Consider the following 24337-nt stretch of genomic DNA (forward strand, 5'->3'; position numbering starts at 1 on the left):
GGGGGGCCGGGGGGGGGGGGGGCCCGCGGGGGTCGGCCCCCCCCCCCCCCCCCCCCCGCGGGTCCGTCGCGCGTGTTTTTTGGCCCCCCCCCCCCCCGCCCCCCCCCGGGGGGGGGCCCCCCCGTTCGGTCGGGTCTCGGAACCGTGGTTCCGGACGGCGGATCACACGGTGGCGTCGGACTCGCTCACGATCGTCGCTCCGAGTTCACGGAGGCGGTCGGTGTGCTCGTTCGCGTGGTGCCCGCAGAACAACAGTTCTCCGCCGGTCGGAAGGACGGCGCGGACACGAGCGGCGGCATTGCACCGATCGCAGCGATCTGCAGCGGTCAATTTCGGGCTGGTCAACGTACCGGGCATGACTCCTCCAAACTGGCCACCGCTCATATCGGGTGCCGGGGTCTGGTCCGCCGCACCGGCCGGCGCGGTGGATCTACTCTGACAGACGATTCGTATTCACGTGTTGTTCCCCTGGATGCCCAATGGTGGCGTGTTTCACGCATCGAACAGCGAAAATGCTTCGACATGGCCGTTTTCCGCACGGTGTGTTCGCTCACAGCGCAGAGCCCGAGGGGGCCGGAAACGCCCCGGACGGGCTGTCCGACGCACAATGACGCCATGACCGAGACCCTGCTGCACATCATCTCCCGCGACGACTGGGACCACTTCCGACCCCTCGGGGCGGTCGTGCCGGACTCCCTCGGGACCCAGGGTTTCGTCCACCTGTCGACCCCGCACCAGGTGCACCTGCCCGCCGACCGGTTGTACGCAGGCCGCACGGACCTCCTCCTGCTGCGCGTCGACCCGACGCGCCTCGTCGACCCGCTCCGTTTCGAACCCGGCGTACCGGAGGACCCGGATTCGATGCGCTTTCCGCACCTCTACGGGCCCCTGCCCGTCGACGTCGTTGTGGAGGTGACGCCCTACCTGCCGGGACCGGACGGTCGGTTCCCGCCCCTCGACCGGGAGCGAGCGGACGCCGTCGGTCCGGAGGACTAGTCTTTCGACCATGATCGTCGACGTGACGCCGCTTCCCGGGATCGGTGTACGCAAGGACTTCGAACTGGCCTCCGGGCGCCGCATCGGGGTGATCACCCATCGGGACGGTCACAGCGACCTCATCATCTCGAAGGCGGGCGACCCCGACGCGTGTGCGGCCTCCCTGCCTCTCACCGTCGAGGAGGCGGCGACGCTCAGCAATCTGCTCGGTGCCCCACAGCTCGTCGCCCAGTTGCGTGAGGACCACCGCGACCTGCCCGGAATCCTCACCCGCCAGCTCCACATCCACGAGGATTCACGGTTCGACGGAGCGGTACTGGGCGACACCGCGTTGCGCACCCGCACCGGTGTGTCCGTCGTGGCCGTGATGCGTGCCGGTCAGGTCATGCCGTCCCCGACACCCGACTTCGTTCTCACGGGTGGGGACATCCTGGTGACGGTCGGAACGGCCGACGGTCTCGACGCGGCCGCCAGGATCCTGCGCAACGGCTGATCCCGCAGAATGGACACGACGACACTCGCACTCATCGAACTGGGTGCGGTGTTCTTCGGACTCGGCGTCCTCGGACGGCTCGCGGCGCGGATCGGCATGTCGCCGATCCCGTTCTATCTGATCGGCGGCCTGTGCTTCGGCAATGGTGGCTTCATCCAGCTCGGCGATATCGGGGCGTTCAGTCACATCGCCAGCGAGATCGGCGTGGTCCTGCTGCTGTTGCTGCTCGGTCTCGAGTACACAGCGAACGAGTTGATCAGCGGTCTGCGACGCTCCCGGATGGCAGGCCTGCTCGACCTCGCCCTGAACGCGGTGCCGGGAGCCGCCATCGCGCTGATCCTGGGTCTCGGACCCATCGGCGCCTTCGTGCTTGCGGGTGTCACCTACATCTCGTCGTCCGGGATCGTGGCGAAGGTCCTCGCCGATCTGGGGCGCCTCGGCAACCGCGAGACACCGGTCGTCCTGTCGATCCTCGTCTTCGAGGATCTCGCGATGGCCGTCTACCTCCCGATCCTCACTGCGATCCTGGCGGGCGTGAGTCTGCTCGGCGGCCTCGAAGCCGTCGCGATCTCACTCGGTCTCGTCACCGTGGTGTTGGTGCTGGTGGTGCGATACGGGCGCTACGTCTCGGTCGTGCTCGACAGCCCCGATCGGGAAACGCTGTTGCTCAAGCTGCTCGGCGCAGCGCTGCTGGTGGCGGGGATCGCGTCGGCCCTGCAGGTGTCCGCGGCCGTGGGCGCCTTCCTGCTGGGCATCGCCATCTCCGGTTCGACGGCACACAACGCGGTCCGGGTCCTCGAACCGCTCCGCGACCTGTTCGCCGCCATCTTCTTCGTCTTCTTCGGGCTGAACACCGATCCGACGGCGATACCGCCGGTGCTCGGCTGGGCGATCCTGCTGGCCGTGCTGACCGCGCTGACGAAGCTCGTCACCGGATGGATCGCGGCGGCCCGTCACGGTATCGCCGTGATGGGCCGGGCGCGCGCCGGCGCGGCACTCATCGCCCGGGGAGAGTTCTCCATCGTGATCGCCGGGCTGGCCGTCGCCTCCGGACACGTCGACAGTCGCCTCGCGGCGATCGCTTCGGCATACGTGATGATCACCGCCGTGCTCGGTCCGGTGGCCGCGCGGGTCGTCGAACCGGTGATGCGGTTCGCATCCACACGACTCCCCGGAGGTGACGAGCGACAGCGCCTTCCCGGAGACGAACCGGAGCTTCTCTAGCGGCCCCTTCTCCAGCGGCCTTCTTCTGCTGACCTCGGGGTCCGGAACGAAGAACGAGGGCCGCCCGATCGGATGGCCCTCGTTCTTCGTGACAGATGTCAGTCGAGGTAGTCGCGCAGCACCTGCGACCGCGACGGGTGGCGCAGCTTCGACATGGTCTTCGACTCGATCTGACGGATGCGCTCGCGCGTCACGCCGTAGACCTGACCGATCTCGTCGAGGGTACGCGGCTGGCCGTCGGTGAGGCCGAAGCGCAGACGCACGACGCCCGCTTCACGCTCGGACAGGGTCTCGAGCACCGACTGCAGCTGATCCTGCAGCAGGGTGAAGGAGACGGCGTCGACGGCCACGACGGCCTCGGAGTCCTCGATGAAGTCGCCGAGCTGGCTGTCGCCCTCGTCGCCGATCGTCTGGTCGAGGGAGATGGGCTCACGCGCGTACTGCTGGATCTCCAGCACCTTCTCCGGCGTGATGTCCATTTCCTTGGCGAGCTCCTCGGGCGTGGGCTCGCGGCCCAGATCCTGGAGCAACTCGCGCTGGATACGACCGAGCTTGTTGATGACCTCGACCATGTGCACCGGGATACGGATGGTGCGGGCCTGGTCGGCCATGGCACGGGTGATGGCCTGACGGATCCACCAGGTCGCGTAGGTGGAGAACTTGTAACCCTTGGTGTAGTCGAACTTCTCGACCGCGCGGATCAGACCGAGGTTGCCTTCCTGGATCAGGTCCAGGAACGCCATGCCGCGGCCGGTGTAGCGCTTGGCGAGCGAGACGACGAGACGGAGGTTCGCCTCGAGCAGGTGGTTCTTGGCCCGGTTGCCGTCGCGGCAGATCCAGTTCAGATCGCGGCGCTGCGCGACGGGGAGCTTCTCGCCCTTCGCCGCCAGCTGCTGCAGCATGTGGGTCGCGTACAGACCGGCCTCGATGCGCTTGGCGAGCTCGACTTCCTCCTCGGCGTTGAGGAGGGCGACCTTGCCGATCTGCTTGAGGTAGGCGCGCACGGAGTCGGCCGAGGCGGTGAGCTCGGCGTCCTTGCGTGCCTGACGCAGCGCCTCGGACTCCTCCTCGTCCCAGACGAAGTCGCCCGAGGCCTTGTCCTTCTCGCTGGGCTCGTCGTCCTCGACCACCACATCCTCGGCGCCGGCGAGATCACCCTCCGAGACCTCGAGGTCTGCGAGGTCCGCTTCCTCGGTGGCGACGAAGTCCTCGTCGCCCGAACCCGCAGCCTTCGTGGCCTTCTTCGCTGCCTTCTTCGCGGTGGTCTTCTTGGCGGCTGCCTTCTTCGCAGGAGCCTTCCTGGCGGCCGCCTTCTTCGCGGGGGCCTTCTTCGCAGCGGTCTTCTTCGCCGGCGGCTTGGCACCGGGAGCGGTGCCCTCCGCGGAGTCCGCAGCGCCTGCGACGCTCGAAGCGTCCGCAACGGGTGCCGATTCGTTGGCGGAATCAGCGGTGTGGATGTCGGTGGCTGCCACGTACGCCCTTTCGTGACGAGGTAGTGCGGCGTCGCGCCAGAGTGATTCCGGCGGAGAGGTCTGTCGGGATGAGGGCCGGTTCCGGCCTGCTGGGGACCATTGTAACGATCCCTCGGGCGGCCGATGCGCCGGACTCAGGGAGTGACACCTGTTTTCGCAGCATAAGCAGCCCCTACGATTCCCGCCGCGTTGCGCAGTTCGGCGGGGACCACCGGGGTGCGGTTGGTCAGGAGCGGGATCCACTTCTCGTGCTTGCGGCTGATGCCGCCGCCCGCGATGAACAGGTCGGGCCAGAGCAGATCCTCGAAGCGGGCGAGGACGCGCGAGACCTCCTTGGCCCACTGCTTGTACGACAGGTCGTTGCGCTCCTTGACCGACGAGGCGGCGCGGTGCTCGGCCTCCTTGCCGTCGACCTCCATGTGCCCGAACTCGGTGTTGGGCAGCAGTACACCGTTGTGCAGCACGGCCGAACCGATCCCGGTGCCGAAGGTCAGGAGGATCACCACGCCGTCGGTGTCCTTGGCGGCACCGAAGCGGTCCTCGGCGATTCCCGCGGCGTCCGCGTCGTTGAGCACCGAGACGTCCCGGCCGCCGAGCACCCGCGAGAAGAGGGATCCGGCGTCGGTCCCGATCCACGACTTGTCGATGTTGGCGGCGGTGCGGGCGACACCTCCGGTGACCACGCTCGGCAGGGTCACGCCGACGGGACCCGTCCAGCCGGCTTGTTCGACGATCTGCGCCACCGTCTTCGCCACGGCCTCGGGAGTGGACGGTTGCGGAGTGAGGATCTTGATGCGGTCGCCGACCAAGCGGCCCGTGTCGAGATCCACCACGGCACCCTTGACGCCACTTCCCCCGATGTCGACTCCGAATCCGTGGTTGACGGGAGTCGCTCGGTCCGTGGGGACGTCCTGTGCCATTGCGTACTTCCTCTCGCTGGGTGGGGCCGGCTGCTCCGCTCGTGGAAACGATAGTGCCCGGTGTCACCGGGTGCGGGGTCGGTGGCGAAACCGTCGGCACTGTGTTCGGATCGGTTCGTGCACGCACAGAGAACAATCCCCGAATCCGAGTTGTCCGCGCTGAGGGATGTGGCGGTGACCGTCGCCCGTGAGGCCGCGTCCTACGTCCGTGTACGCCGGGTCGAACTGTTCGGTCCTCCGGGCTCGGGGGAGGCCGCCAGTGTGGGGACGAAATCGACGGTGACCGATCCCGTCACCGCCGCCGACACCGAGAGTGAGGAACTCATCCGGCGTCGGCTCACGGAACTGCGGCCGGGCGACGCCTTCCTCGGCGAGGAGACCGGGGCCGACGGCGGGACGGCGACTGCCGCGAGCGGAGTCGTCTGGGTGGTCGATCCCATCGACGGCACCGTCAACTTCGTCTACGGACTCCCCGCCTCGGCGGTCTCGGTGGCCGCGCGGGTCGACGGACGCTCGGTGGCCGGTGCCGTCGTCGACATCGCCTCGGGGGAGACGTTCTCGGCGGCAGAGGGTCTCGGTGCCCATCTGGACGTCGACGGCACGCGGGTGCCGTTGCGATGCAATCCCGTGACGGATCCGCGACTGGCGCTCGTGGCGACCGGCTTCTCGTACTCGCCGGCACGACGCGCACGTCAGGGTGAGCTGGTGGCAGCGCTGCTACCGAGGGTGCGCGACATCCGGCGTGTCGGAGCGGCCGCCCTGGACCTGTGCATGGTCGCGGCCGGCAGGGTCGACGCCCACTACGAACACGGACTCGGTCCCTGGGACTGGGCGGCGGGGGCGCTCGTCGCTGCGGAAGCCGGTGCGGTGGTGCGTGTCCCGAGCGGCACCGGGGACGACGGGGAACTCACGGTCGCGGCCGCGCCGGGGATCGCGGCCGATTTCGAAACTCTGCTCGCCGAAATCGGAGCGCTCGACGCAATTCCGAATTGACCGTTTCGTCACATCATGAATTGTGGTTCGTCACCTTTTGCCGCAACAGTGACGAAAAACAGGATGCACGGTCTGTGAAAAGAGATTCAGCACCGGGCATTGCGTGCGGCCGTGAGTAGATCGAGGTCGAGCGGAGCCGTCTCCTCGCCCGCCGGGACCTCGCGTAGTGCCCGCAGGACCTCTTCGGCATCCGCCCCGGGGGAGATGTCCCGGAAGTAGGTTCCCAGCGCGAGGTCGACGGTGTCGTCCTCGCGTGTGTCCTGCACCAACTCGGCGCACGGGGCGAGCAACCACACCGAGGACGCAGCAGCGCGCCCGGCCTCGCCGAAGCGGATCTGCCCCTGGCACTGCATGTTCTGGTCGACGTAGACCGGATCGTTGCCGGCCTGCACGTCGGGCGGGCTCGAGAAACCGTAATCGCTCAGCTGAGCGGCCACGTGCGTGGCCTGGCCGCGTTCGCCGTTGGCGTTGTAGACGCGCACCCGGGTGGCCGTCAGGGGAGCGGGTTCGACCTCGAGCAGCGTCGACCGGTCCACGACCTCGCCGAGCGGAGCCGGTTGCGGGCCTTCGGGGTCGGTGGCCTCGGTCGGGGGAGCGTTGCACGCCACGGTGGTCGTGACGGGCTCGGACGAGGTGAACACGGAGGACCACACGACGATCGTGCCTGCGGCGAGGACGGCACCCGCCACGGCGGCCGGGACCACCCGGCGCCGACGGAACGGGCGGCCGCGGTCATCGGTTGCGCTTCCTTCGGTGATCAGGGAAACCACGCGGCCCTGCCTCTCGTGTCATGCCGTGTTCGTCGCACTCACTGTAGAGGTCGCGGACGTGGTCGGTGGAACCGCCGACCCGAGGAAATGTCACGAGCCGTTGTGTTGTTGATGACGATTGCCAGACAATTCCCGGCGTTTCCACGCATCGATTGCATATTCGTGCGTGAGGTCGGCTATTGTTCGGCGGCCGAACCGTCCAAGAATGGGCGGTGCGGCGCGAAAACAGAGTCAATTCGGGTATGCCACAGCAATGGCACACCCGTCGGGAACTCCAACGGACGGCCGTGCGTTGCCCTGGCCGGGAGCACCGTCCGTGCCCCGGCCGGCTACCGGTACGAGTACTAGAAGGTAAGAGGAAATGGCGACTGACTACGACGCACCCCGGCGGACCGACAGCGACGATGTGTCGGAGGATTCACTCGAGGAACTGAAGGCCCGGCGCAACGAGGCCCAGTCCGCTGTGGTGGACGTCGACGAATCGGACACCGCCGAGTCCTTCGAGCTGCCCGGGGCGGATCTGTCCGGCGAAGAGCTGTCGGTGCGTGTCGTCCCGAAGCAGGCCGACGAGTTCACCTGCTCGAGCTGTTTCCTGGTGCATCACCGGAGCAGACTCGCGAGCGAGGAGAACGGTGTCATGATCTGCCGGGACTGCGCAGCGTGAGGACATAGGGCAGCGTGAGGACATAGGTGCGAAACGAGGCCGGGTGACGACGATGCGCCGTGGTCACCCGCGTCTCCCTCCTGCGTGCCCCGGCGCCGCGGCAGCCTCTGCTGTTCCCGGCATCCGGGGCCGTGTCGTATCCGGGCCCTGTCGTATCCGGGGACCCGGTGCCCGTTCGAACAGCCTACTTGCGGGTCGGATCGTCCTTGCGGCCCGACTCGTCGCAACCCAGCGCCGCGAGCAGTTCGGCAGGCCGCCGCGTGCTCACCAGCCAGTAGGGTGTCGGATCCTCCGGGTCGTCGAGCACGACGAGCGCCATGGTCCGCACCCAGGGACGGTGCTGGACGAACGCCGCCGGATCGAGCTGGCGGCCCATCGCGGCGCTCTTGGCCGACGCCGGAACCACCACACCCCGCGAGATCACGTCGACGGGCAGATGTGCGCGACCGACGACGAGTTCGCCGTCGACCACCTCGACCCGGCTGCGTGAGAGCCAGGTCAGGACCCAGATCGGGACCGGGAGCAGAAGGACGTAGGGAAGCCACGCGTACATCCCCGGGGCACCCATGTGCAGCTCGGCCGCGAGCAGGGCGGCCACACCGAGCCCGATCGGCCACCACCACCACGGCACCCACATCCGCTCCGAGAAGGTCGGAGCGTCGGCCGTCGGAGGTGTAGTCGGTGAGGTGCGCGAGGAACGGGACACACCGTAAGGATAGTCGCCTCGGCGGAGCGACCCGGCACGCGAGTAGTCTCGGACGACGTGACCGATCTTCCCCCGATACCGCTGCGCCGGCTCGATCCGGAGCTCCCCGTGCCCACTCGTGCCCACCCCGGTGACGCCGGTGTGGACCTGTGCACGTCGGTCGACGTGACCCTCGGCCCGGGGGAGCGGGCGCTCGTCGGCACCGGCATCGCCGTCGCGCTGCCCGTGGGCACGGTCGGCCTGATCCACCCGCGTTCGGGCCTCGCCGCCAAGTTCGGTCTGTCCGTCGTGAACACTCCTGGGACGGTGGACGCGGGCTACCGTGGAGAGATCAAGGTGTGTCTGATCAACCACGACACCGAGCGCGCCGTCGAACTCCGCCGAGGCGACCGCATCGCGCAGCTGCTCGTCCAGCGTGTCGAACTCGTCGAATTCGTCGAAGTGGACGAGCTCGACGACACGGCGCGGGGCAGCGGCGGATACGGATCGAGCGGCGGGCACGCCGGCCTCGTGAAGGAGGGTTCCTGACATGTTCGGACGACGCCGCAAGGACCGCGGGTCGAACATCGAGGCGACCGACGCCGCTTCCGCCGGCGACCTCGGCGCGTACGACGAGCCCGCCGACGAGGAGTACGACGAGTACGCCACCGGAAGTGCGGCCGATTCCGGCCCGTACGACATCGACGAGGTCGACGAGGAGACGGTGACCGCCTCCCGTCTCGACCTCGGATCCGTGCTCGTACCGCTGCCGGCCGGTGGTCAGATCCAGGTCGAGATGGCTCCGAACGGGACGCCGCAGAACGTCCATCTCGTGACCCAGTTCGGGCGCATCACGGTCTCCGCGTACGCCGCACCGAAGTCGCCGGGACAGTGGCGTGAGGTCGCCGCCGAGCTCGCGGAGACGCTGCGCAACGACAAGGCCGAGGTCAGCATCGAATCGGGGCCGTGGGGTCGCGAACTGCACGGCAGGACCGCGAACGCGGATCTCCGGTTCATCGGTGTCGACGGCTTCCGCTGGATGATCCGCTGTGTCGTCGCGGCGCCCTCGGGGAACGCCGGAGCCGACTCCGAACTCGTCGGGATCGCACGGTCGGTGATCTCCGGCACCGTCGTCCGTCGCGGATCCGAACCCCATCCGGTGCGTACACCGCTGCCGATCGTGTTGCCCGAGGCACTCACCCGCCAGCTCGTCGCGGCGCAGGAGCAGCAACAGCAGGCCGCCGCGCAGCAGCAACAGCAGGCCGCCGCGCAGCAGCAACAGGGCGCAGCTCCGGCGCAGCCCGTTCCGCGGACGGCCCCGCCGGAACAGCCCGCCCAGCAGACGCAGCAGGTCCCGCCCGCCCGGCAGACGCCGCCGCGCCGCGGCGAATCCGGTTCGGCGATGCAGCAACTCGGCTTCTGAGGCCGGTACCGATCATCGGTTCGGGACGGGGACGATCCTGTCGAGCGCGGCGAGGCACAACCTCCCGAGCACGGAGGGGTCGTCCCCGACCTGTTCGAGTGTCACCGTCGCGAGTTCCGCGTGAGGGATCTCCCGCGACCATTGCCGCCCCACTGCGAGCGGATGAACCGCGTCGTCCACCGCGGCGGTGATACCGACCGGCACGGTCACGGCACGCAGTTCGTCGACGTCGAGTGCCCGGTAGTGTGCGGCCTCGTCCAGCGCGGACGGGAGATCGGGCCACTGGGCGCTCCACGAACGCGTCAATTCCCGGGCGAGCCAGGGCGGACTCGACGCCGTCATCGCAGCGGTGACCGTATCGAGCCCGTGGGCGCGCAGTTCGGAGGCCGTCCACCGCGCGCTCGCGGCGGCCGGCGCCTCCCGCGGATCGCCGGTCCATGCAGGTAGGGCAGCGAGGACGCCGACGACCCGGTCCGGATTGTCGTATGCCCACCTCAACGCGACGGCTGCACCGATCGACACCCCTCCGACGAGGATCGGCCCGTTCTCGGCCGCCTCGTCGAGCGCGGTGAGATAGCTCGCCACCACACCGCGCGGATCCGGATCGACGGCGATCGGGATGATGCTCCGCCGTCGGAGTTCGGCGCCGAACGCCTTCTCGGCGAAGCATGCGTCCGAACCCGTGCCGGGAAGCACGACCGCGGTGCCGGCGGTCGGGGGGACCGGGGATTCGCTGTGGGACATGCGGACGATCCTGCACCATCGAACCCCGGAGACCGCGCTCACCTGCCCGCACAGCAGGACGACCGACGGCTGCACGCGCGTGTGCACCGTGCAACTTGTATCCGGCGAGAATGGGTCTACAGTGGCGGGCGAAGAAGAGTTCGGTGGCGCGAGATCCGTGCCCCTTCCGTACAGGAGCGTGTTATGGCTTCCCCGGCCGGCTACCTGCGTCGGCTCACACGGCGGCTCACCGAGGACATCGAAGAACTCGATGCCGAGCAGATGGCCGAATCCTCGCACTCCACGGGCGCCCTACCCGTCGTCGAATGCGCCCGCGGTCAGGAAGTGACCATGTACGGACGTCTTCGCAGTGTCGAGTCGTGTTCGCGTGCCGCTGCCGCCGTCGTCGAGGCGGAGTTCTTCGACGGGACCGACTCGATCCAGCTCGTGTGGATCGGTCGTCGGCGCATTCCGGGGATCGAGCCCGGGCGTACGTTGATGGTCCGCGGTCGTGTCGGCGAACGCGACGGACGCAAGGTGATCTACAACCCCTACTACGAGCTGCGCGAGCCCGCCTGACCTCTGTGCGCGCGGAGTGGTGCCCCTGGTGCACGCAGGGTCGTACCCCTGTGCCGGATGTGGCAGGCTCGTAGGAGTGAGCGACACCAACCAGCAGACGATGCTCGAACAACTCGGTGGGATCAGCGGGTTGGTCTATTCGACGCTGCCGGTGCTGGTGTTCGTCCCCGTCAACAGCCTGTGGGGCCTCACCGTCGCCATCTGGTCCGCGCTGGGCGTCGCCCTCGCGGTGCTCGTGTGGCGCCTGATCCAGCGCACCCCCATCCAGCCCGCGATCTCGGGCTTCTTCGGAGTCGCCCTGTGTGCCTTCATCGCTCATCGCACCGGCGACGCGAAGGGATACTTCCTCTTCGGGATCTACGCGAGCCTGGTCTACGGGGGCGCATTCCTGTTGTCCGTGCTCGTCCGCAGACCGCTCGTGGGCGTGATCTGGGGGATGCTCAACGGCCAGGGATCGCGGTGGCGTTCGCATACCACCGCGGTGCGCGCCTACGACGTCGCGACCCTCGCGTGGACCCTGGTCTTCCTCGGTCGCTATCTCGTGCAGAACCACCTCTACGACGAGGACCGCACCGGCTGGCTCGCGGTGGCCCGGATCGGCATGGGCTGGCCGCTTACTGCTCTTGCCCTGCTCGTGACCCTCTGGGCGGTCCGGCGTGCCGACCGCATCGTCGAACCCGCGCCCTCGGAGACGGTCGGTGACGCGCCGGCCGACGATCCGGCGACGGACGACGGGCTGTCGAACAAGCCCCGCGACGAGCACGGCACGCACGACGGGCAGCCGCGGCTCCCCGGTCGGCACCGGCTCCGCGACTAGCGGTTCACCGCCTGCCGGAGATCATCCTCGACGTCCTCCGCCGTGACGAACAGCAGTTCGTCCCCGCCTTCGAGCGGATCGTCCGGCTGAGGGACGATCACCCGCCCGCCGCGCAGGATCGCCACGAGTGCCGTATCGCGCGGCAGTTCCAGTTTCCGGACCGGTTTCCCGGCGAGGGCGGTGGTGTCGCGCAGGGTGACCTCCACCAGGTTCGCGCCCTTGCGCAGCGTCATCAGCCGCACCAGATCGCCCACGGTGACGGCTTCCTCGACCAGCGCCGCGAGCATGCGCGGTGTGGACACCGCGACGTCCACACCCCACGATTCGTCGAACAGCCACTCGTTGCGCGGATCGTTGACGCGGGCTACGACCCGTGGAACACCGAACTCGGTGGTCGCGAGCAGGCTGAGGACCAGGTTGGCCTTGTCGTCGCCCGTCGCCGCGATCACGACGTCGTACTGCTCGAGTCCGGTGGATTCGAGCGAGCTGAGTTCGCAGGCATCGGCGTGTACCCACGTCGCGTCCGGCACGGACTCGGGTTCTACGTGGTCGAGTTTGCGCTCGATGAGCATCACCTCGTGGGCGTTGCGCAGCAGTTCCCGCGCTATCGAGCGCCCCACCGCTCCGGCGCCGGCGATCGCCACCTTCATGTGGGCTTCCTCTCGGGTGGACGGGTCAGTTCTCGTCGACCGGCGGGTTCTCGGCGTGTGTGATCGCCTCCGAAACCGAACCGGCCACGGCCGCGATATAGACGGAGTCGTCGGCCTGCAGCACCGTCCTGCGGTCGGGCAGCAACCCGGTGCCGAACCGGATCAGGAACGCGACGCGCGAACCCGTGGCATCCTCGAGGTCGGTGACGCGTCGTCCGACCCACCCCTCGTGCACGTTCACCTCGGCGATGGCGACGGATCCGGTGGGATCGCGCCAGCGGGCGGTCTCGCTGTCGTGCGTGAGCGCATGCAGGAAACGGTCGGTGGTCCACGGCACAGTCGCCACGGTGGGGATGCCGAGCCGCTCGTACGCGGCGGCCCGCTTGGCGTCGTAGATTCTCGCGACGACGCGTTCGACGCCGAAGGTCTCGCGGGCCACGCGCGTCGAGATGATGTTCGAGTTGTCGCCGGACGAGACCGCCGCGAAGGCGTCGGCGTGTTCGATGCCGGCAGAGATCAGGACGTCGCGGTCGAAGCCCATGCCGAGCACGGTGCGCCCGGGGAAGTCCGGGCCGAGTCGTCCGAACGCGCTCTCATCGCGGTCGATGACCGCGACCTCGTGGCCGAGCCGGACGAGTGCGGTGGCCACCGCCGAACCGACCCGACCGCACCCCATCACCACCACGTACACCCCAGTGGACTCCGTTCCGGTCGATCTTTCCGAGACGGACCGCTGTGGACCGCCGATCCGAACGGTACCGCGTGACGATCTTCGAGAGGTCGTGACCCGGCCGAGGGGTACTTCGGGGCCGGAACCGCATAGGCTTTGCGCGTGTCCAAGCTTTCCACCGCGGCGAAGCGGCTCGTGCTGGGTCGCCCCTTCCGCAGCGACACTCTCGGGCACGAGTTGCTGCCCAAGCGCACCGCACTGCCGGTCTTCGCCTCCGACGCGCTGTCGTCGGTCGCCTACGCACCCGAGGAGATCTTCCTCGTCCTCTCCGTCGCGGGGTTGTCCGCCTACGCCTTCTCGCCGTGGATCGGACTCGCTGTCGCCTTCGTGCTCGTGATCGTGGTCGCCGGCTACCGCCAGACCGTGCGCGCCTACCCGTCCGGCGGCGGCGACTACGAGGTCGCCACGAAGAATCTCGGGCCCACGGCAGGGCTGACCGTCGGCAGTGCGCTGCTCGTCGACTACGTCCTGACGGTCGCGGTGTCGCTGTCGTCCGCGGCGGCGACGGTCGGATCGGCCGTCCCGTTCGTCGCCCGGCACAAGGTGCTCTTCGTCGTCGTCGCGATCGTGCTGCTCACCGCGGTGAACCTGCGCGGACTCCGGCGCGCCGGCCGGGCGTTCGCCGTGCTCACCTACACCTTCGTGGGCTGCATGCTGGTGATGCTCGGGGCCGGGATGTTCCGGATCTTCGTCCTCGGCGACGACCTGCGTGCGGAGTCGGCGGACTTCGAACTCGTCGCCGAGCAGACGGATCTGACCGCGCTCGCCTTCGTCCTCCTACTCGCGCGCGCCTTCTCGTCCGGTTGCGCGGCGCTGACGGGTGTCGAGGCGATCAGCACGGGGGTGCCGGCCTTCAAGAAGCCGAAGGCACGCAACGCCGCGACGACCCTGCTGGTGCTCGGTGGCATCGCCGTCACGCTGTTCCTCGGGGTGGTCTTCCTCGCCGAGCGGCTCGGTGTGGTGGTGGCCGAGCATCCCGACACCCAGCTGCGCGGTGCACCCGAGGGTTACGAGCAGAAGACGCTGCTCTCCCAGCTGGCGCACACCGTCTTCGAGGGGGTGCCGGCCGCGTTCGTCCTGATCACGATCGTCACCGCCGTGATCCTCGTGCTCGCCGCCAATACGGCCTTCAACGGATTCCCGGTGCTCGGTTCGGTTCTCGCGCAGAACCGTTACCTGCCGCGCCAGTTCCACACCCGCGGCGACCGGCTCGCCTTCAGCAACGGCATCCTCTTCCTCGCCGGGATCGCCGTCGTCTTCGTGTGGGTCTTCGAGGCCGAGGTCACCCGGCTCATCCAGCTGTACATCGTGGGTGTGTTCGTCGCGTTCAGCCTGGGGCAGGCCGGCATGGTGCGGCACTGGACGCGGGAACTGAGCACCGAGACGGATCCGTCGGCGCTGGGCCGCATGGCGCGGTCGCGGCTGATCAACGGCGTCGGGTGCGTCTCCACGTCGGTGGTGCTGCTGGTCGTGCTGACGGGCAAGTTCGCCGCCGGGGCGTGGATCGCAGTGGTGACCATGGTCGTCGCGTTCGGGCTCATGAAGGCGATCCGGCACCACTACGACACGGTCGCCGCCGAACTCGAGAGGGCGGACTGGGACGGGGTGCTGCCCAGCCGCACCCATTCGATCGTGCTCGTCTCGACCTTGCACCTGCCCACGATGCGCGCCCTCGCCTACGCGCGGGCGACCCGCCCCGACACCCTCGAGGCGATCACCGTGAACGTCGACGACGAGAGCACCCGGCGTCTCGTACTCGAATGGGAGAAGAGCGATCTCACCGTGCCGTTGAAGGTCGTCGAATCGCCCTACCGGGAGATCACGCGGCCCGTCCTCGACTACGTCCGCCGGGTGCGGCGCGATTCTCCCCGCGACGTCGTGACCGTCTTCATCCCCGAGTACGTGGTGGGGCACTGGTGGGAGCAACTGCTCCACAACCAGAGCGCCCTGCGGCTCAAGAGCCGGCTCCTCTTCCAGCCGGGAGTGATGGTGACGAGTGTGCCCTGGCAGCTGCGCTCGTCCGCGGACGCCGGTGCGGTGGGGCGGGCCGCCCCCAACGGGCAGGATCGACAGTTGGACAACGAGGAGGAACCGCGGTGAATCGTCAGGCACACCCGCGTACGGATTGGTCCGGCCGGAGGATCGAGGTGATCCTCGGCAATCCCGCCCACGGTGGTGCGTGTGTCGCGCGGTTCGAGGGGCGCGTCGTGTTCGTGCGGCACGGACTGCCGGGGGAGCGTGTCTTCGCTCGGGTCACCGAGGATCGGGGCGGGTCGTTCTGCTTCGCCGACGTGGAGGACGTGCTCGAGGCGTCCGAGGACCGCGTCGATCGGGTCTGCCCGATCTCCGGTCCGGGAGGGGCGGGTTGCTGCGACCTCGCGCACATGACCGTCGAGGCGCAACGCCGTTTCACGGGCGCGGTGGTGGCCGAGCAGCTGCGCCGGCTCGGTGGGGTGGACCGCGAGGTGACCGTCGAGGAGGTGCCGGGCGGTGCGTCCAACGGCACCCTGTGGCGCACCCGGGTCCGGCTCGCGGTGGACGTGGTGGGGAACCCGGGATACCGCCGGTACCGCAGCAACGAGGTCGTCCCGGAACTGGCGTGCCCGCAGATCGATCCGCACGCCTACGTCGGCCTCACCGATCGTGTGTGGCAGCCGGGAGCGGAGCTGCAGGTCGTACTCGACGCGGACGGCCGGCGGCACGTGGTGGAGATCGCACCTCCGGTCCTCTCGGGTGGTGCGCGACGGCAGGGCCGGCGCGGCGCGGCGTCGCGGCGGGCGGCGGTGAACGCGCGCCGTCCGGAGAAGGTGATCGAAGGATCGGGACGTGTGGTCGAGCGGGTCGGCGAACGCGAGTGGCGGTTGGCGCCGACCGGTTTCTGGCAGGCCCACCGCGGTGCCGCGTCGACCTATTCGGCTGCGGTGGCCGACTGGGCGCAGACCTCGGAGGGTGCGACGGCATGGGATCTGTACGGCGGAGTGGGGGTCTTCGCGGCCGTGCTCGCAGAGCAGGTCGGTCCGTCCGGTCGGGTGGTGTCGGTCGAGTCGTCGAAGACCGCCGTGGACGACGGGATCGAGGCGCTCGCCGACCTCGGCCGGGTGTCCTTCCGTCACGGGCGCGTGGAGCGGGTGATTCCCGATCTGCCGGCTCCCGAGGTGGTCGTCCTCGACCCGCCGCGGGCGGGGGCGGGCAAGGACGTGGTGGCTGCCGTGGCAGCAGCGGGGCCGCGCCGGATCGTCCACGTGGGCTGCGATCCCGCGTCCTTCGGTCGTGACGTGGGGCTGTACCGGGACCACGGATTCGAGTTGGCGGACGTCCGGGCCTTCGCGGCGTTCCCCTCCACCCATCACGTGGAGTGCATCGGACTGTTCACCCGTTGAACCGGGTTCCCGTCGCACCCGCTCGGGGCGAGGTGTGACGAGGGCCGCATCCAACAGTTGGTGTGACGTGAAAAGAGATTGCTTGTAGTACGCAACTAATCTGTATAGTTGCATGACGTAATCAATTAGTTCATTCCGACGGAGGTTCGCTGTGCCGGAAAAGGCTCAGGCCCACGAACTCGCCGACGCCATCTTCATGTTCGGTCGCACGCTGCGCGGTGCACTCGTGCACCACGACACCGATGTGCTTCCTTCCGCGCTCGTCGCGGTGCTGTTCGTGCTCGCACGGATGGGGGAGTGCCGGCCCAGCGAGCTCGCCGTCGAAATGTGCGTCAGCCAGTCGTCGTTGAGCAGACAGATCGCCGAACTCGTCGAGCGAGGCCTCGTGGATCGACATCCCGATCCCGACGATCGTCGTGCTCATCGGGTGAGTTGTTCGGTCGCGGGTATCGAGATCCTCGACATCGTGAAGAAGCGCCGGACCGAACGGCTCTCCGCAGAACTCTCGGACTGGCACGAGGACGAGATCGCAGGCGCCATCACGACGCTCGAACGTCTCACCTCCTCCCTGGCTCCGCTCGTCATCGATACTCGAAGGACCAATTCATGACCACAGTCTCCGGACAGGGAGCGCAGCCGGATGCTCCGGCAGCCGAGGAGCAGATGACGCACCGCGAGATCCTCGTCGTGCTGTCGGGCCTCCTCGCCGCCCTCTTCACGGCGCTGCTGAGCAGCACCATCGTCTCGACCGCCCTGCCGACGATCATCGCGGATCTGAACGGCACGCAGACCCAGTACGCCTGGGTCATCACGACGGCGCTGCTGGCGAACGCCGCGTCGACGCCCATCTGGGGCAAGTTCGCCGACCTGTTCAACAAGAAGCTGCTCGTCCAGCTCGGGATCCTGGTCTTCGTGATCGGCTCGGTCCTGGCCGGTATCGCGCACAACGTGCCGGTCCTGCTCGCCGCCCGCGTGATCCAGGGCATCGGCATGGGTGGTCTGACCGCTCTCGTCGTCGCGATCATCGGCAGCATCATCCCGCCCCGCCAGCGTGGCCGGTACTCCGGCTACATGGGCGCCGTCATGGCCGTCGCCATGTCGGGTGGACCCGTGCTCGGTGGTGTCATCGTCGACCTCCTCGGCTGGCGCTGGTGCTTCTACGTCTGCGTTCCGATCGCCGTTGTCGCGCTGATCCTGCTGCAGCGCACGCTGCATGTCACGACCGTCCGCAAGGAGAACGTGAGCATCGACTGGTTCGGCGCCACGCTCATCACCGCCGCGGTGAGCGTCCTGCTCGTCTGGGTGTCCTTCGCCGGCAAGGCCGGCTACTACGAGTGGATCTCGGTCGAGTCCGCCCTGTACGTCGGTGCCGGCATCGTCCTGCTCGTCGCGACGTTGATCGTCGAGACGAAGGTCGCCGATCCGATCATCCCGCTGAAGATCGTCACCGAACGCACCACCGGTCTCGCGATCATCGCGTCCGTGGCCGTCGGTATCGGTCTGTTCGGCGCCACCACCTTCCTCGGCCAGTACTTCCAGACCTCGCGGGCCTACAGCCCGACGGTCGCCGGTCTGCTCACCATCCCGATGGTCGCCGGCACGCTCGTCTCGTCGATGCTCTCCGGTGGGCTCATCACGCGCTTCGGCAAGTGGAAGGGCTTCCTGATCGGCGGCGCGATCCTGCAGATGGTCGGTTTCGGCCTGCTCGGCACGGTCGACCACCTCACCTCGCTCACGCTGATCAGCGTGTACATCGCGATCGTGGGTCTGGGCACCGGCATGCTGATGCAGAACCTCGTCCTCGCCGTGCAGAACACCGTGAGCGTGCGCAACATCGGCGCCGCAAGCAGCTCGGTCGCCTTCTTCCGCACCTTCGGTGGCGCGATCGGTGTGTCGGTGCTCGGTTCGATCCTCGCGTCCCGTGTCGCGACGATCTCCGCCGACGGTCTCGCGAAGCTCGGTGTGGACACCTCCGGCGGCGGATCGGGTGGAAGCCTCGACTTCTCCCAGCTGCCCGAGCCGGTGGCCGAAGTCATCCGTGCCGCCTACGGCGACGCGACGGCGACCCTCTTCCTCGTGGCGGCGGCGTTCGCGGTCGTTACCCTGGTGGCAGTGGTGCTGATCCCGAACCAGGCGTTGCGCACCACCATCGACCTCGTCGAGGAGAAGTCGCCGGCCGATCGCGCCGACATCTCCTCGTGAGGGTGACCTCGCTCACCGGCGGACGATCCGTCCGCCGGTGACCAGGAGATCACGCGGAAGCGAGGCGGTGGCGGGAGACGCTCCGTTCCCGCGCTCCGTAGACTGAGGAAATCACTCGCGCGACGAGCGTGAGGCACGAGCCGGAGGGAGCTGTTCCAGTTGGGTGTTCTGTCCCGCATCCAGTCGCCCGACGATCTACGTCGACTCTCTCCTGTGGAGCTCACCGAGCTCGCGGGGGAGATCCGGGAATTCCTGGTCGAGAAGGTCGCGGCGACCGGCGGTCACCTCGGTCCCAATCTCGGCGTCGTCGAGCTGACCATCGCTCTGCACCGGGTGTTCGATTCGCCACGCGATCCGATCCTCTTCGACACCGGTCACCAGGCCTACGTCCACAAGATCCTCACCGGTCGTCGCGACGAGTTCGACGGTCTCCGGCAGAAAGGCGGGTTGTCCGGCTACCCGTGCCGCGCGGAGAGCGAACACGACTGGATCGAGTCGTCGCACGCCTCGGCGGCCCTGTCGTACGCCGACGGACTCGCCAAGGCCTATTCGCTGTCCGGACAGTCCGATCGGACCGTGGTGGCCGTGGTGGGCGACGGCGCGCTGACCGGCGGTATGTGCTGGGAGGCGCTCAACAACATCGCCGCCGGGCAGAACCGTTCGATGGTGATCGTCGTCAACGACAACGGCCGCTCCTACGCGCCCACGATCGGCGGTCTCGCCGAGCACCTCGCGGCGCTGCGCCTCAAGCCCGGCTACGAGAAGGTGCTCGACAACAGTCGGCGCATCGTCAAGCGGATCCCCTGGATCGGCTCGGCGGCCTACTCGGTGCTGCACGGCATGAAGGCCGGTGTGAAGGACGCGGTCAGCCCGCAGGTGCTCTTCACCGATCTGGGCATCAAGTATCTCGGCCCGGTCGACGGGCACGACGAGCAGGCGATGGAATCGGCGCTGCGTCGCGCGAAGGCGTACGGCGGTCCGGTCCTCGTCCACGCCGTCACCCGCAAGGGAGCGGGCTACGCGCCCGCCGAGAACCACCTCGCCGATCAGATGCACGCCACCGGCGTGATGGATCCGCGCACAGGCCGGGCGAAGTCCGCCTCCGCTCCCGACTGGACGTCGGTCTTCTCCGACGAACTCATCGCGCTGGGGGAGAAGCGGGAGGACGTCGTGGCGATCACCGCCGCGATGCCCGGACCGACCGGCCTCGCCAAGTTCGGCGAACGGTTCCCCGAGCGCACCTTCGACGTCGGCATTGCCGAACAGCACGCGGTGACGTCGGCGGCGGGTCTCGCGCTCGGCGGAATGCATCCCGTCGTCGCCGTCTACTCGACCTTCCTCAACCGCGCCTTCGACCAGCTGCTCATGGACGTCGCACTGCTTCGGCAGCCGGTCACCGTGGTGCTCGACCGGGCGGGCGTCACGGGTTCCGACGGGGCCAGTCACAACGGCATGTGGGATCTGTCCCTGCTGGGAATCGTTCCCGGCATCCGGGTCGCCGCTCCGCGCGACGGGGCGACGCTGCGAGAGGAACTCGGTGAGGCGCTCGACGTCTCCGACGGCCCGACCGTCCTCCGGTTCCCCAAAGGCTCGGTGGGAGAAGACATCCCGGCGATCGAGCGTCTCGACGGCACGGTCGACGTGCTGCGGATGCCGCCGTCGCGGTGCGGCGACGCACTGATCGTCGCGGTCGGCGCCTTCGCCGGTCTCGCGCTCGACGTCGCCGATCGTCTTTCCAGGCAGGGCATCGACGCCGCGGTCGTCGACCCGCGATGGGTGTTCCCCGTGCCCGACGCGGTGGTCGACCTCGCACGCGGCTTCCGGATCGTCGTCACAATCGAGGACAGCGGCCTCCACGGTGGTGTCGGCTCGGCGGTCTCCGCCGCGTTGCGCCGCAACGGCGTCGACGTGCCCGCCCGCGATCTCGGGGTGCCGCAGAAGTTCCTCGATCACGCCTCCCGCAACGAGATCCACGCCGAACTCGGTCTGACTGCCCAGGACGTGGCGCGTCAGGTCACCGGCTGGGTCGCCGGCCTCGACAGCGAACCCGAGGAGCGATCGCGACCGTCGGCGGTCGAGCAGTCCGACCGCGAAGCGGGCTGAGTCCGACCGACGCAGGTGAGCAAACGCCAGGGGCGGTATCCGGTGATCCGGATACCGCCCCTGGCGTCTGTATCGGCTAGCTCTGCATCTCCTCGAGTTCCATGCCCTTGGTCTCGGGGATCTTGGCCTTGACGAAGAAGAACGACAGCAGGGCGAAGAACGCGAACAGTCCGTACAGGAACCACAGGCCGACCGCGGAGGTGAGTGGTGGGAACGCCAGTGTCACCGTGAAATTCGCGATCCAGTTGGCGGCGGTGCTGATACCGAGGGCCACCGCGCGCATGCGGTTCGGGAACATCTCGCCGAGCATCACCCACATGATCGGACCCCAGGTGGCGGCGAAGAAGATCACGAAGGCGTTCGCGCCGACGAGGGCGAGCGCACCCCACGGTGCCGGAAGTTCGACGTCCTCACCGCTGCCGACCGCCTGCGAGAAGGCGATCGCGGCGAGCAGCAGGCTGACGAACATGCCGATCGAACCGGTCATCAACAGCGGACGGCGACCGATCTTGTCGACGAACAGGATCGCGACGAACGTCATGACCACGTTGATCACGGCGGTGATCACCGAGGTCGTGAACGACTGGTTCTCGGTGAAGCCCACCGACTTCCACAGTGTCGTCGAGTAGTAGAAGATCGCGTTGATACCGACGAACTGCTGGAAGACGGCCATCGTGATGCCGACCCACACCAGCGGCTGCAGACCGAAGACCGGGCCGCGGATGTCGCCGAAGGACGCCTTCGACTCGCGTCGCAGCGTCAGCCGGATCTCGCGGACACGCTCGTCGGGCCGGAGCTCGCCCGTGACGTTGGCCAGGACGGCCGCAGCCTCTTCGTCCATGTCCTTGCCGACGAGATAGCGGGGGGACTCCGGGATCGTCAGCGCCAGTACACCGTAGAGGACGGCAGGCGCGACGCCGACGAGGAACATCCACCGCCAGGCCTCGAGATTCCACCACAGCTCGTTCGACGCTCCACCGGCGGCGTTCTGCAGCACCGCGTCGGACAGCAGGGCCGCGAAGATGCCGAGAGTGATGGCGAGCTGCTGCAGTGATGCGAGGGCGCCACGGTAGCGAGCGGGTGCGATCTCGGAGATGTAGGTCGGTGCGATGACCGACGCGATACCGATGCCGAGGCCGCCGAGCACACGCCACAGCATGAGATCGGGAACGCTGAAGGCCAGACCGGACCCGATCGACGAGATGACGAACAGGGCGGAGCCGAGGAGCATCACCCGCTTGCGGCCCCAACTGTCGGCGAGGCGTCCGGCGAACCACGCGCCGACGGCACAACCGAGCAGGGCGATGGCGACGGCGAAACCGGTCACGAACGAACTGAGCGCGAAGTTGTCCTGGATGGAGTCGACGGCGCCGTTGATGACCGAGCTGTCGAAGCCGAACAGGAAACCGCCCACGGCCGCCGCGACGGTCACGGCGATGACTTTCGCGGCGTGTGCGGTCGATGGTTGGGTCACCGAGGAACTCCTGGATCGGACTGGCCGCGAGAGCGGGAAAAGGGTTGGACACAGTGTGTTTTCTTCAGGGGAACATTACGCCGGGGTGAACGGCCGACTCGACGTTTCCGGCGAGAACTCGCCCACAAGGCGGACTTCGAACGCGGCATGGAGTGTGGCGACGCCTCCGAGTGGGTAAGAAGTTAAGAACTATTCTCTCCGCGCCGTCGCTCTGTCTGCGACCTGCCCAAGCGGTGAGGACCTCCGCTTGACACCGTGCGATCTGGAAATACAGTCCCGTTCCATGACTCGGCGACGACCGGACGCGACGGTACGGGGTGTGGTGGGTGAAGCGGCGTTCCCGCTGACTTGACCCGGAGGTTCCTCATGGAGATCGCTCTGCCTCCGGTAGAGCACGGTGTGGTGGAACACAGCAGGGCGCTCATCGACCCCGTCACACCTTTCCGGAACACGAGCGCGTACCTCTTCCTCGTGGCGTTCGGCGACGACGAGGAACGGCGCAGGGTGGTGCGTTTCGTCGACCGCGCCCACGCACCGGTCCGCTCCGACGGATACAACGCCTTCGATCCGAGGCTCCAGTTGTGGATCGCCGCGGTGATGTTCCACGGCGGCCGCGACGTGTACGAGCGGTTCTTCGGCCTTGATGTGATGTCCAGGACGCGGCAGCAGCCGGAAGTAGATGGCACGCAGAGCAGACGGCGGAGATCAGTTCTCCGCCGTCAGGGCCTTCGCGAGTCGCGGCACGGTCAGCGCGCGCTGCCACGGCCGTGCCCCGCCCTCGGCGAAGCGGCCGTCGATGTACTCCTCGACGTCGACCCCGTCGGAGACGTCCCAGTCCCAGCACAGGAGCCGAACGAGTTCGGGACTGATCAGGTTCTCGACGGGAACGGCGACTTCCTCGCTCAGAGCGGTGAGTTCGCCGCGCGCGAGGGCGAGACGTGCGGCCTCCTCAGGGTGGTGACGCGACCACCGGCCGGCTGGGGGAGGCCCGGTCAGGGGTGGCGTGAGAGGTGGGAGCCGGTCCTCCGGCAGTGCACGGGCCCGCTCGATCGCGTTGAACCACGCACGGGAGGAACGCCGCTGCCGCGGACCGCCGAAAACCGGAAGCTCCTGCAACTGTTCGACGCTCGTGGGATTCGCCTCCGCGGCGGCGATGATCGCGGAGTCGGGAAGGATGCGCCCCGGGGCGATGTCACGCCGGGCGGCGATCTCGTCGCGGGTGGTCCACAGTTCCCGGACGATCGCCAGGCGGCGTCGGTCCTTGATCGCGTGGATCTTGGACGTGCGCCGCCACCGATCGGGCTTCGGAGCGGGCGGCCCCGCGAGCCGGATGTGCTCGAATTCCTGAGCGGCCCACTCGGTCTTGTTCTGCCGCTCGAGTTCGCTCGCCATCGCGTCGCGGAGTTCCACGAGCGGTTCGACGTCGAGCGCGGCGTAGTTGAGCCACGAGTCGGGAAGCGGTCGCGTCGACCAGTCCGCCGCACCGTGGCCCTTGCGCAGTTCGAGGCCGAGGGTCTCGGCCACGATCGCGGCGAGACCGACGCGGGGGAATCCGGCGAGACGACCGGCGAGTTCGGTGTCGTACAACTTCGCCGGACGGAGTCCGAGTTCGGCCAGGCCGGGGAGATCCTGGTCGGCGGAATGCAGGACCCATTCGAGGTCGTTGATCACCTCGGTCAGGGGAGCGAGGTCGTCCCGCGTGGGAATGGGATCGAGCAGCACCGTGCCGGCGCCGTCACGACGGAGCTGTACGAGATAGGCGCGCCCGGAGTAGCGGTAGCCCGATGCGCGTTCGGCGTCGACGGCGAGCGGGCCGTGTCCCTGCGCGAGCATCGCTGCCGCGTCGGCGACCCCGCGCGCCGTGGTGACGACCTTCGGGACGCCGTCGCGGGGTTCGAGGAGCGGCACCGTGGTCACGCTCGTGCTCTTCTGCTCGTCCTCGTCGTTCTGTGCCGGCATGGGCGTGACTCTAGCGGTGTCGTCCCCGTGTGCAATTCCGTTCCTGTCCGGAACGTCCGATCGGTGGACACGCACGGACC

Annotated in this window: 24 protein-coding genes and 1 pseudogene; 15 read left to right on the forward strand and 10 right to left on the reverse strand. The window is 68.3% G+C overall.

Annotation, left to right across the window (positions count from 1 at the left end; all coding sequences use genetic code 11):
• Positions 1-162 precede the first annotated feature (162 nt).
• Positions 163-357, reverse strand: coding sequence for a DUF7455 domain-containing protein (locus A5767_RS07985; RefSeq protein WP_006551338.1), 195 nt, complete (start codon positions 355-357; stop codon positions 163-165).
• A 258-nt stretch (positions 358-615) separates the two neighbouring features.
• Between A5767_RS07985 and A5767_RS07990 the strand changes: the two genes are divergently transcribed.
• The 3 genes from A5767_RS07990 to A5767_RS08000 are packed head-to-tail and all read left to right on the forward strand — an operon-like array spanning position 616 to position 2713.
• The gene (locus tag A5767_RS07990) at positions 616-996 is read left to right on the forward strand and encodes a DUF952 domain-containing protein (RefSeq protein ID WP_064852053.1); all 381 of its coding nucleotides are present in this window, start codon (positions 616-618) and stop codon (positions 994-996) included.
• Positions 997-1006: 10 nt separating this feature from the next.
• Positions 1007-1489, forward strand: a complete 483-nt coding sequence (locus A5767_RS07995; protein WP_006551340.1) for a cation:proton antiporter regulatory subunit — start codon at positions 1007-1009, stop codon at positions 1487-1489.
• A gap of 9 nt (positions 1490-1498) precedes the next feature.
• Positions 1499-2713: a cation:proton antiporter gene (locus A5767_RS08000; protein ID WP_019289208.1), complete on the forward strand. Its 1215-nt coding sequence runs from the start codon at positions 1499-1501 to the stop codon at positions 2711-2713.
• Positions 2714-2811: 98 nt separating this feature from the next.
• Here A5767_RS08000 and A5767_RS08005 read toward each other — a convergent pair whose 3' ends face one another.
• Both A5767_RS08005 and ppgK read right to left on the reverse strand, forming a co-directional pair.
• Positions 2812-4185 carry an RNA polymerase sigma factor gene (locus A5767_RS08005; protein WP_064852054.1) on the reverse strand — a complete coding sequence of 458 codons (1374 nt, stop codon included), beginning with the start codon at positions 4183-4185 and terminating at the stop codon, positions 2812-2814.
• Positions 4186-4319: 134 nt separating this feature from the next.
• Positions 4320-5105 (reverse strand): polyphosphate--glucose phosphotransferase, encoded by a 786-nt coding sequence (gene ppgK / locus A5767_RS08010; RefSeq protein WP_024100721.1) that lies wholly within the window; start codon positions 5103-5105, stop codon positions 4320-4322.
• Positions 5106-5204: 99 nt separating this feature from the next.
• On the opposite strand from ppgK, the gene A5767_RS08015 reads away from it, so the two are divergent.
• A complete protein-coding gene (locus A5767_RS08015) occupies positions 5205-6098 on the forward strand; it encodes an inositol monophosphatase family protein (RefSeq protein ID WP_051121554.1) in 894 nt (297 codons plus the stop codon).
• An 86-nt stretch (positions 6099-6184) separates the two neighbouring features.
• Here the strand turns inward: A5767_RS08015 and cei are convergent, their stop codons facing one another.
• A complete protein-coding gene (cei, locus tag A5767_RS08020) occupies positions 6185-6868 on the reverse strand; it encodes an envelope integrity protein Cei (protein WP_006551345.1) in 684 nt (227 codons plus the stop codon).
• A 361-nt stretch (positions 6869-7229) separates the two neighbouring features.
• Here cei and A5767_RS08025 point away from each other — a divergent pair, with 361 nt between their 5' ends.
• Positions 7230-7532, forward strand: a complete 303-nt coding sequence (locus A5767_RS08025; RefSeq protein ID WP_006551346.1) for a DUF4193 domain-containing protein — start codon at positions 7230-7232, stop codon at positions 7530-7532.
• A 184-nt stretch (positions 7533-7716) separates the two neighbouring features.
• Here A5767_RS08025 and A5767_RS08030 read toward each other — a convergent pair whose 3' ends face one another.
• Positions 7717-8169, reverse strand: coding sequence for a DUF3093 domain-containing protein (locus tag A5767_RS08030; RefSeq protein ID WP_006551347.1), 453 nt, complete (start codon positions 8167-8169; stop codon positions 7717-7719).
• Between the two features lie 126 nt (positions 8170-8295).
• On the opposite strand from A5767_RS08030, the gene dut reads away from it, so the two are divergent.
• On the forward strand, positions 8296-8766 hold the full coding sequence (gene dut, locus A5767_RS08035; protein WP_006551348.1) for a dUTP diphosphatase: 471 nt from the start codon (positions 8296-8298) through the stop codon (positions 8764-8766).
• Position 8767: 1 nt separating this feature from the next.
• A complete protein-coding gene (locus tag A5767_RS08040) occupies positions 8768-9640 on the forward strand; it encodes a DUF3710 domain-containing protein (protein WP_064852055.1) in 873 nt (290 codons plus the stop codon).
• Positions 9641-9652: 12 nt separating this feature from the next.
• Here A5767_RS08040 and A5767_RS08045 read toward each other — a convergent pair whose 3' ends face one another.
• Positions 9653-10384 (reverse strand): alpha/beta fold hydrolase, encoded by a 732-nt coding sequence (locus A5767_RS08045; RefSeq protein ID WP_064852122.1) that lies wholly within the window; start codon positions 10382-10384, stop codon positions 9653-9655.
• Between the two features lie 183 nt (positions 10385-10567).
• Here A5767_RS08045 and A5767_RS08050 point away from each other — a divergent pair, with 183 nt between their 5' ends.
• Positions 10568-10942, forward strand: coding sequence for an OB-fold nucleic acid binding domain-containing protein (locus tag A5767_RS08050; protein WP_006551351.1), 375 nt, complete (start codon positions 10568-10570; stop codon positions 10940-10942).
• Positions 10943-11018: 76 nt separating this feature from the next.
• Positions 11019-11759 carry a DUF3159 domain-containing protein gene (locus A5767_RS08055; RefSeq protein WP_006551352.1) on the forward strand — a complete coding sequence of 247 codons (741 nt, stop codon included), beginning with the start codon at positions 11019-11021 and terminating at the stop codon, positions 11757-11759.
• Here the strand turns inward: A5767_RS08055 and A5767_RS08060 are convergent.
• Positions 11756-12409: a potassium channel family protein gene (locus A5767_RS08060; RefSeq protein WP_016694461.1), complete on the reverse strand. Its 654-nt coding sequence runs from the start codon at positions 12407-12409 to the stop codon at positions 11756-11758. The two genes, A5767_RS08055 and A5767_RS08060, sit on opposite strands and share 4 nt — an antisense overlap.
• Positions 12410-12434: 25 nt before the next feature.
• The gene (locus tag A5767_RS08065) at positions 12435-13100 is read right to left on the reverse strand and encodes a potassium channel family protein (RefSeq protein ID WP_064060807.1); all 666 of its coding nucleotides are present in this window, start codon (positions 13098-13100) and stop codon (positions 12435-12437) included.
• 141 nt (positions 13101-13241) lie between these two features.
• On the opposite strand from A5767_RS08065, the gene A5767_RS08070 reads away from it, so the two are divergent.
• The 5 genes from A5767_RS08070 (at position 13242) to dxs (ending at position 20824) form a co-directional block, all read left to right on the forward strand.
• Positions 13242-15239, forward strand: coding sequence for an APC family permease (locus tag A5767_RS08070; RefSeq protein WP_006551355.1), 1998 nt, complete (start codon positions 13242-13244; stop codon positions 15237-15239).
• Positions 15236-16519, forward strand: a complete 1284-nt coding sequence (locus A5767_RS08075; RefSeq protein WP_024100728.1) for a class I SAM-dependent RNA methyltransferase — start codon at positions 15236-15238, stop codon at positions 16517-16519. Before A5767_RS08070 ends, A5767_RS08075 begins: the two co-directional genes overlap by 4 nt.
• A 151-nt stretch (positions 16520-16670) precedes the next feature.
• Positions 16671-17129 (forward strand): MarR family winged helix-turn-helix transcriptional regulator, encoded by a 459-nt coding sequence (locus A5767_RS08080; protein ID WP_006551357.1) that lies wholly within the window; start codon positions 16671-16673, stop codon positions 17127-17129.
• Positions 17126-18721, forward strand: a complete 1596-nt coding sequence (locus A5767_RS08085) for an MDR family MFS transporter (protein WP_006551358.1) — start codon at positions 17126-17128, stop codon at positions 18719-18721. The genes A5767_RS08080 and A5767_RS08085 overlap by 4 nt, the downstream gene beginning before the upstream one ends.
• 159 nt (positions 18722-18880) lie before the next feature.
• A complete protein-coding gene (gene dxs / locus A5767_RS08090; RefSeq protein WP_072740497.1) occupies positions 18881-20824 on the forward strand; it encodes a 1-deoxy-D-xylulose-5-phosphate synthase in 1944 nt (647 codons plus the stop codon).
• Between the two features lie 76 nt (positions 20825-20900).
• Here dxs and A5767_RS08095 read toward each other — a convergent pair whose 3' ends face one another.
• Entirely contained in the window at positions 20901-22298 is a 1398-nt protein-coding gene (locus A5767_RS08095) for a sugar porter family MFS transporter (RefSeq protein ID WP_024100730.1), read from the reverse strand.
• A 366-nt stretch (positions 22299-22664) separates the two neighbouring features.
• Between A5767_RS08095 and A5767_RS23675 the strand changes: the two are divergent.
• Positions 22665-22880, forward strand: a pseudogene (locus A5767_RS23675) (oxygenase MpaB family protein); the annotation flags it as partial.
• Between the two features lie 123 nt (positions 22881-23003).
• Here the strand turns inward: A5767_RS23675 and A5767_RS08100 are convergent.
• A complete protein-coding gene (locus A5767_RS08100) occupies positions 23004-24257 on the reverse strand; it encodes an HRDC domain-containing protein (RefSeq protein ID WP_064852056.1) in 1254 nt (417 codons plus the stop codon).
• Positions 24258-24337 lie beyond the last annotated feature (80 nt).

It is taken from the genome of Rhodococcus sp. 852002-51564_SCH6189132-a, from assembly GCF_001665495.1.
Classification (GTDB): Bacteria; Actinomycetota; Actinomycetes; order Mycobacteriales; family Mycobacteriaceae; genus Rhodococcus; species Rhodococcus pyridinivorans.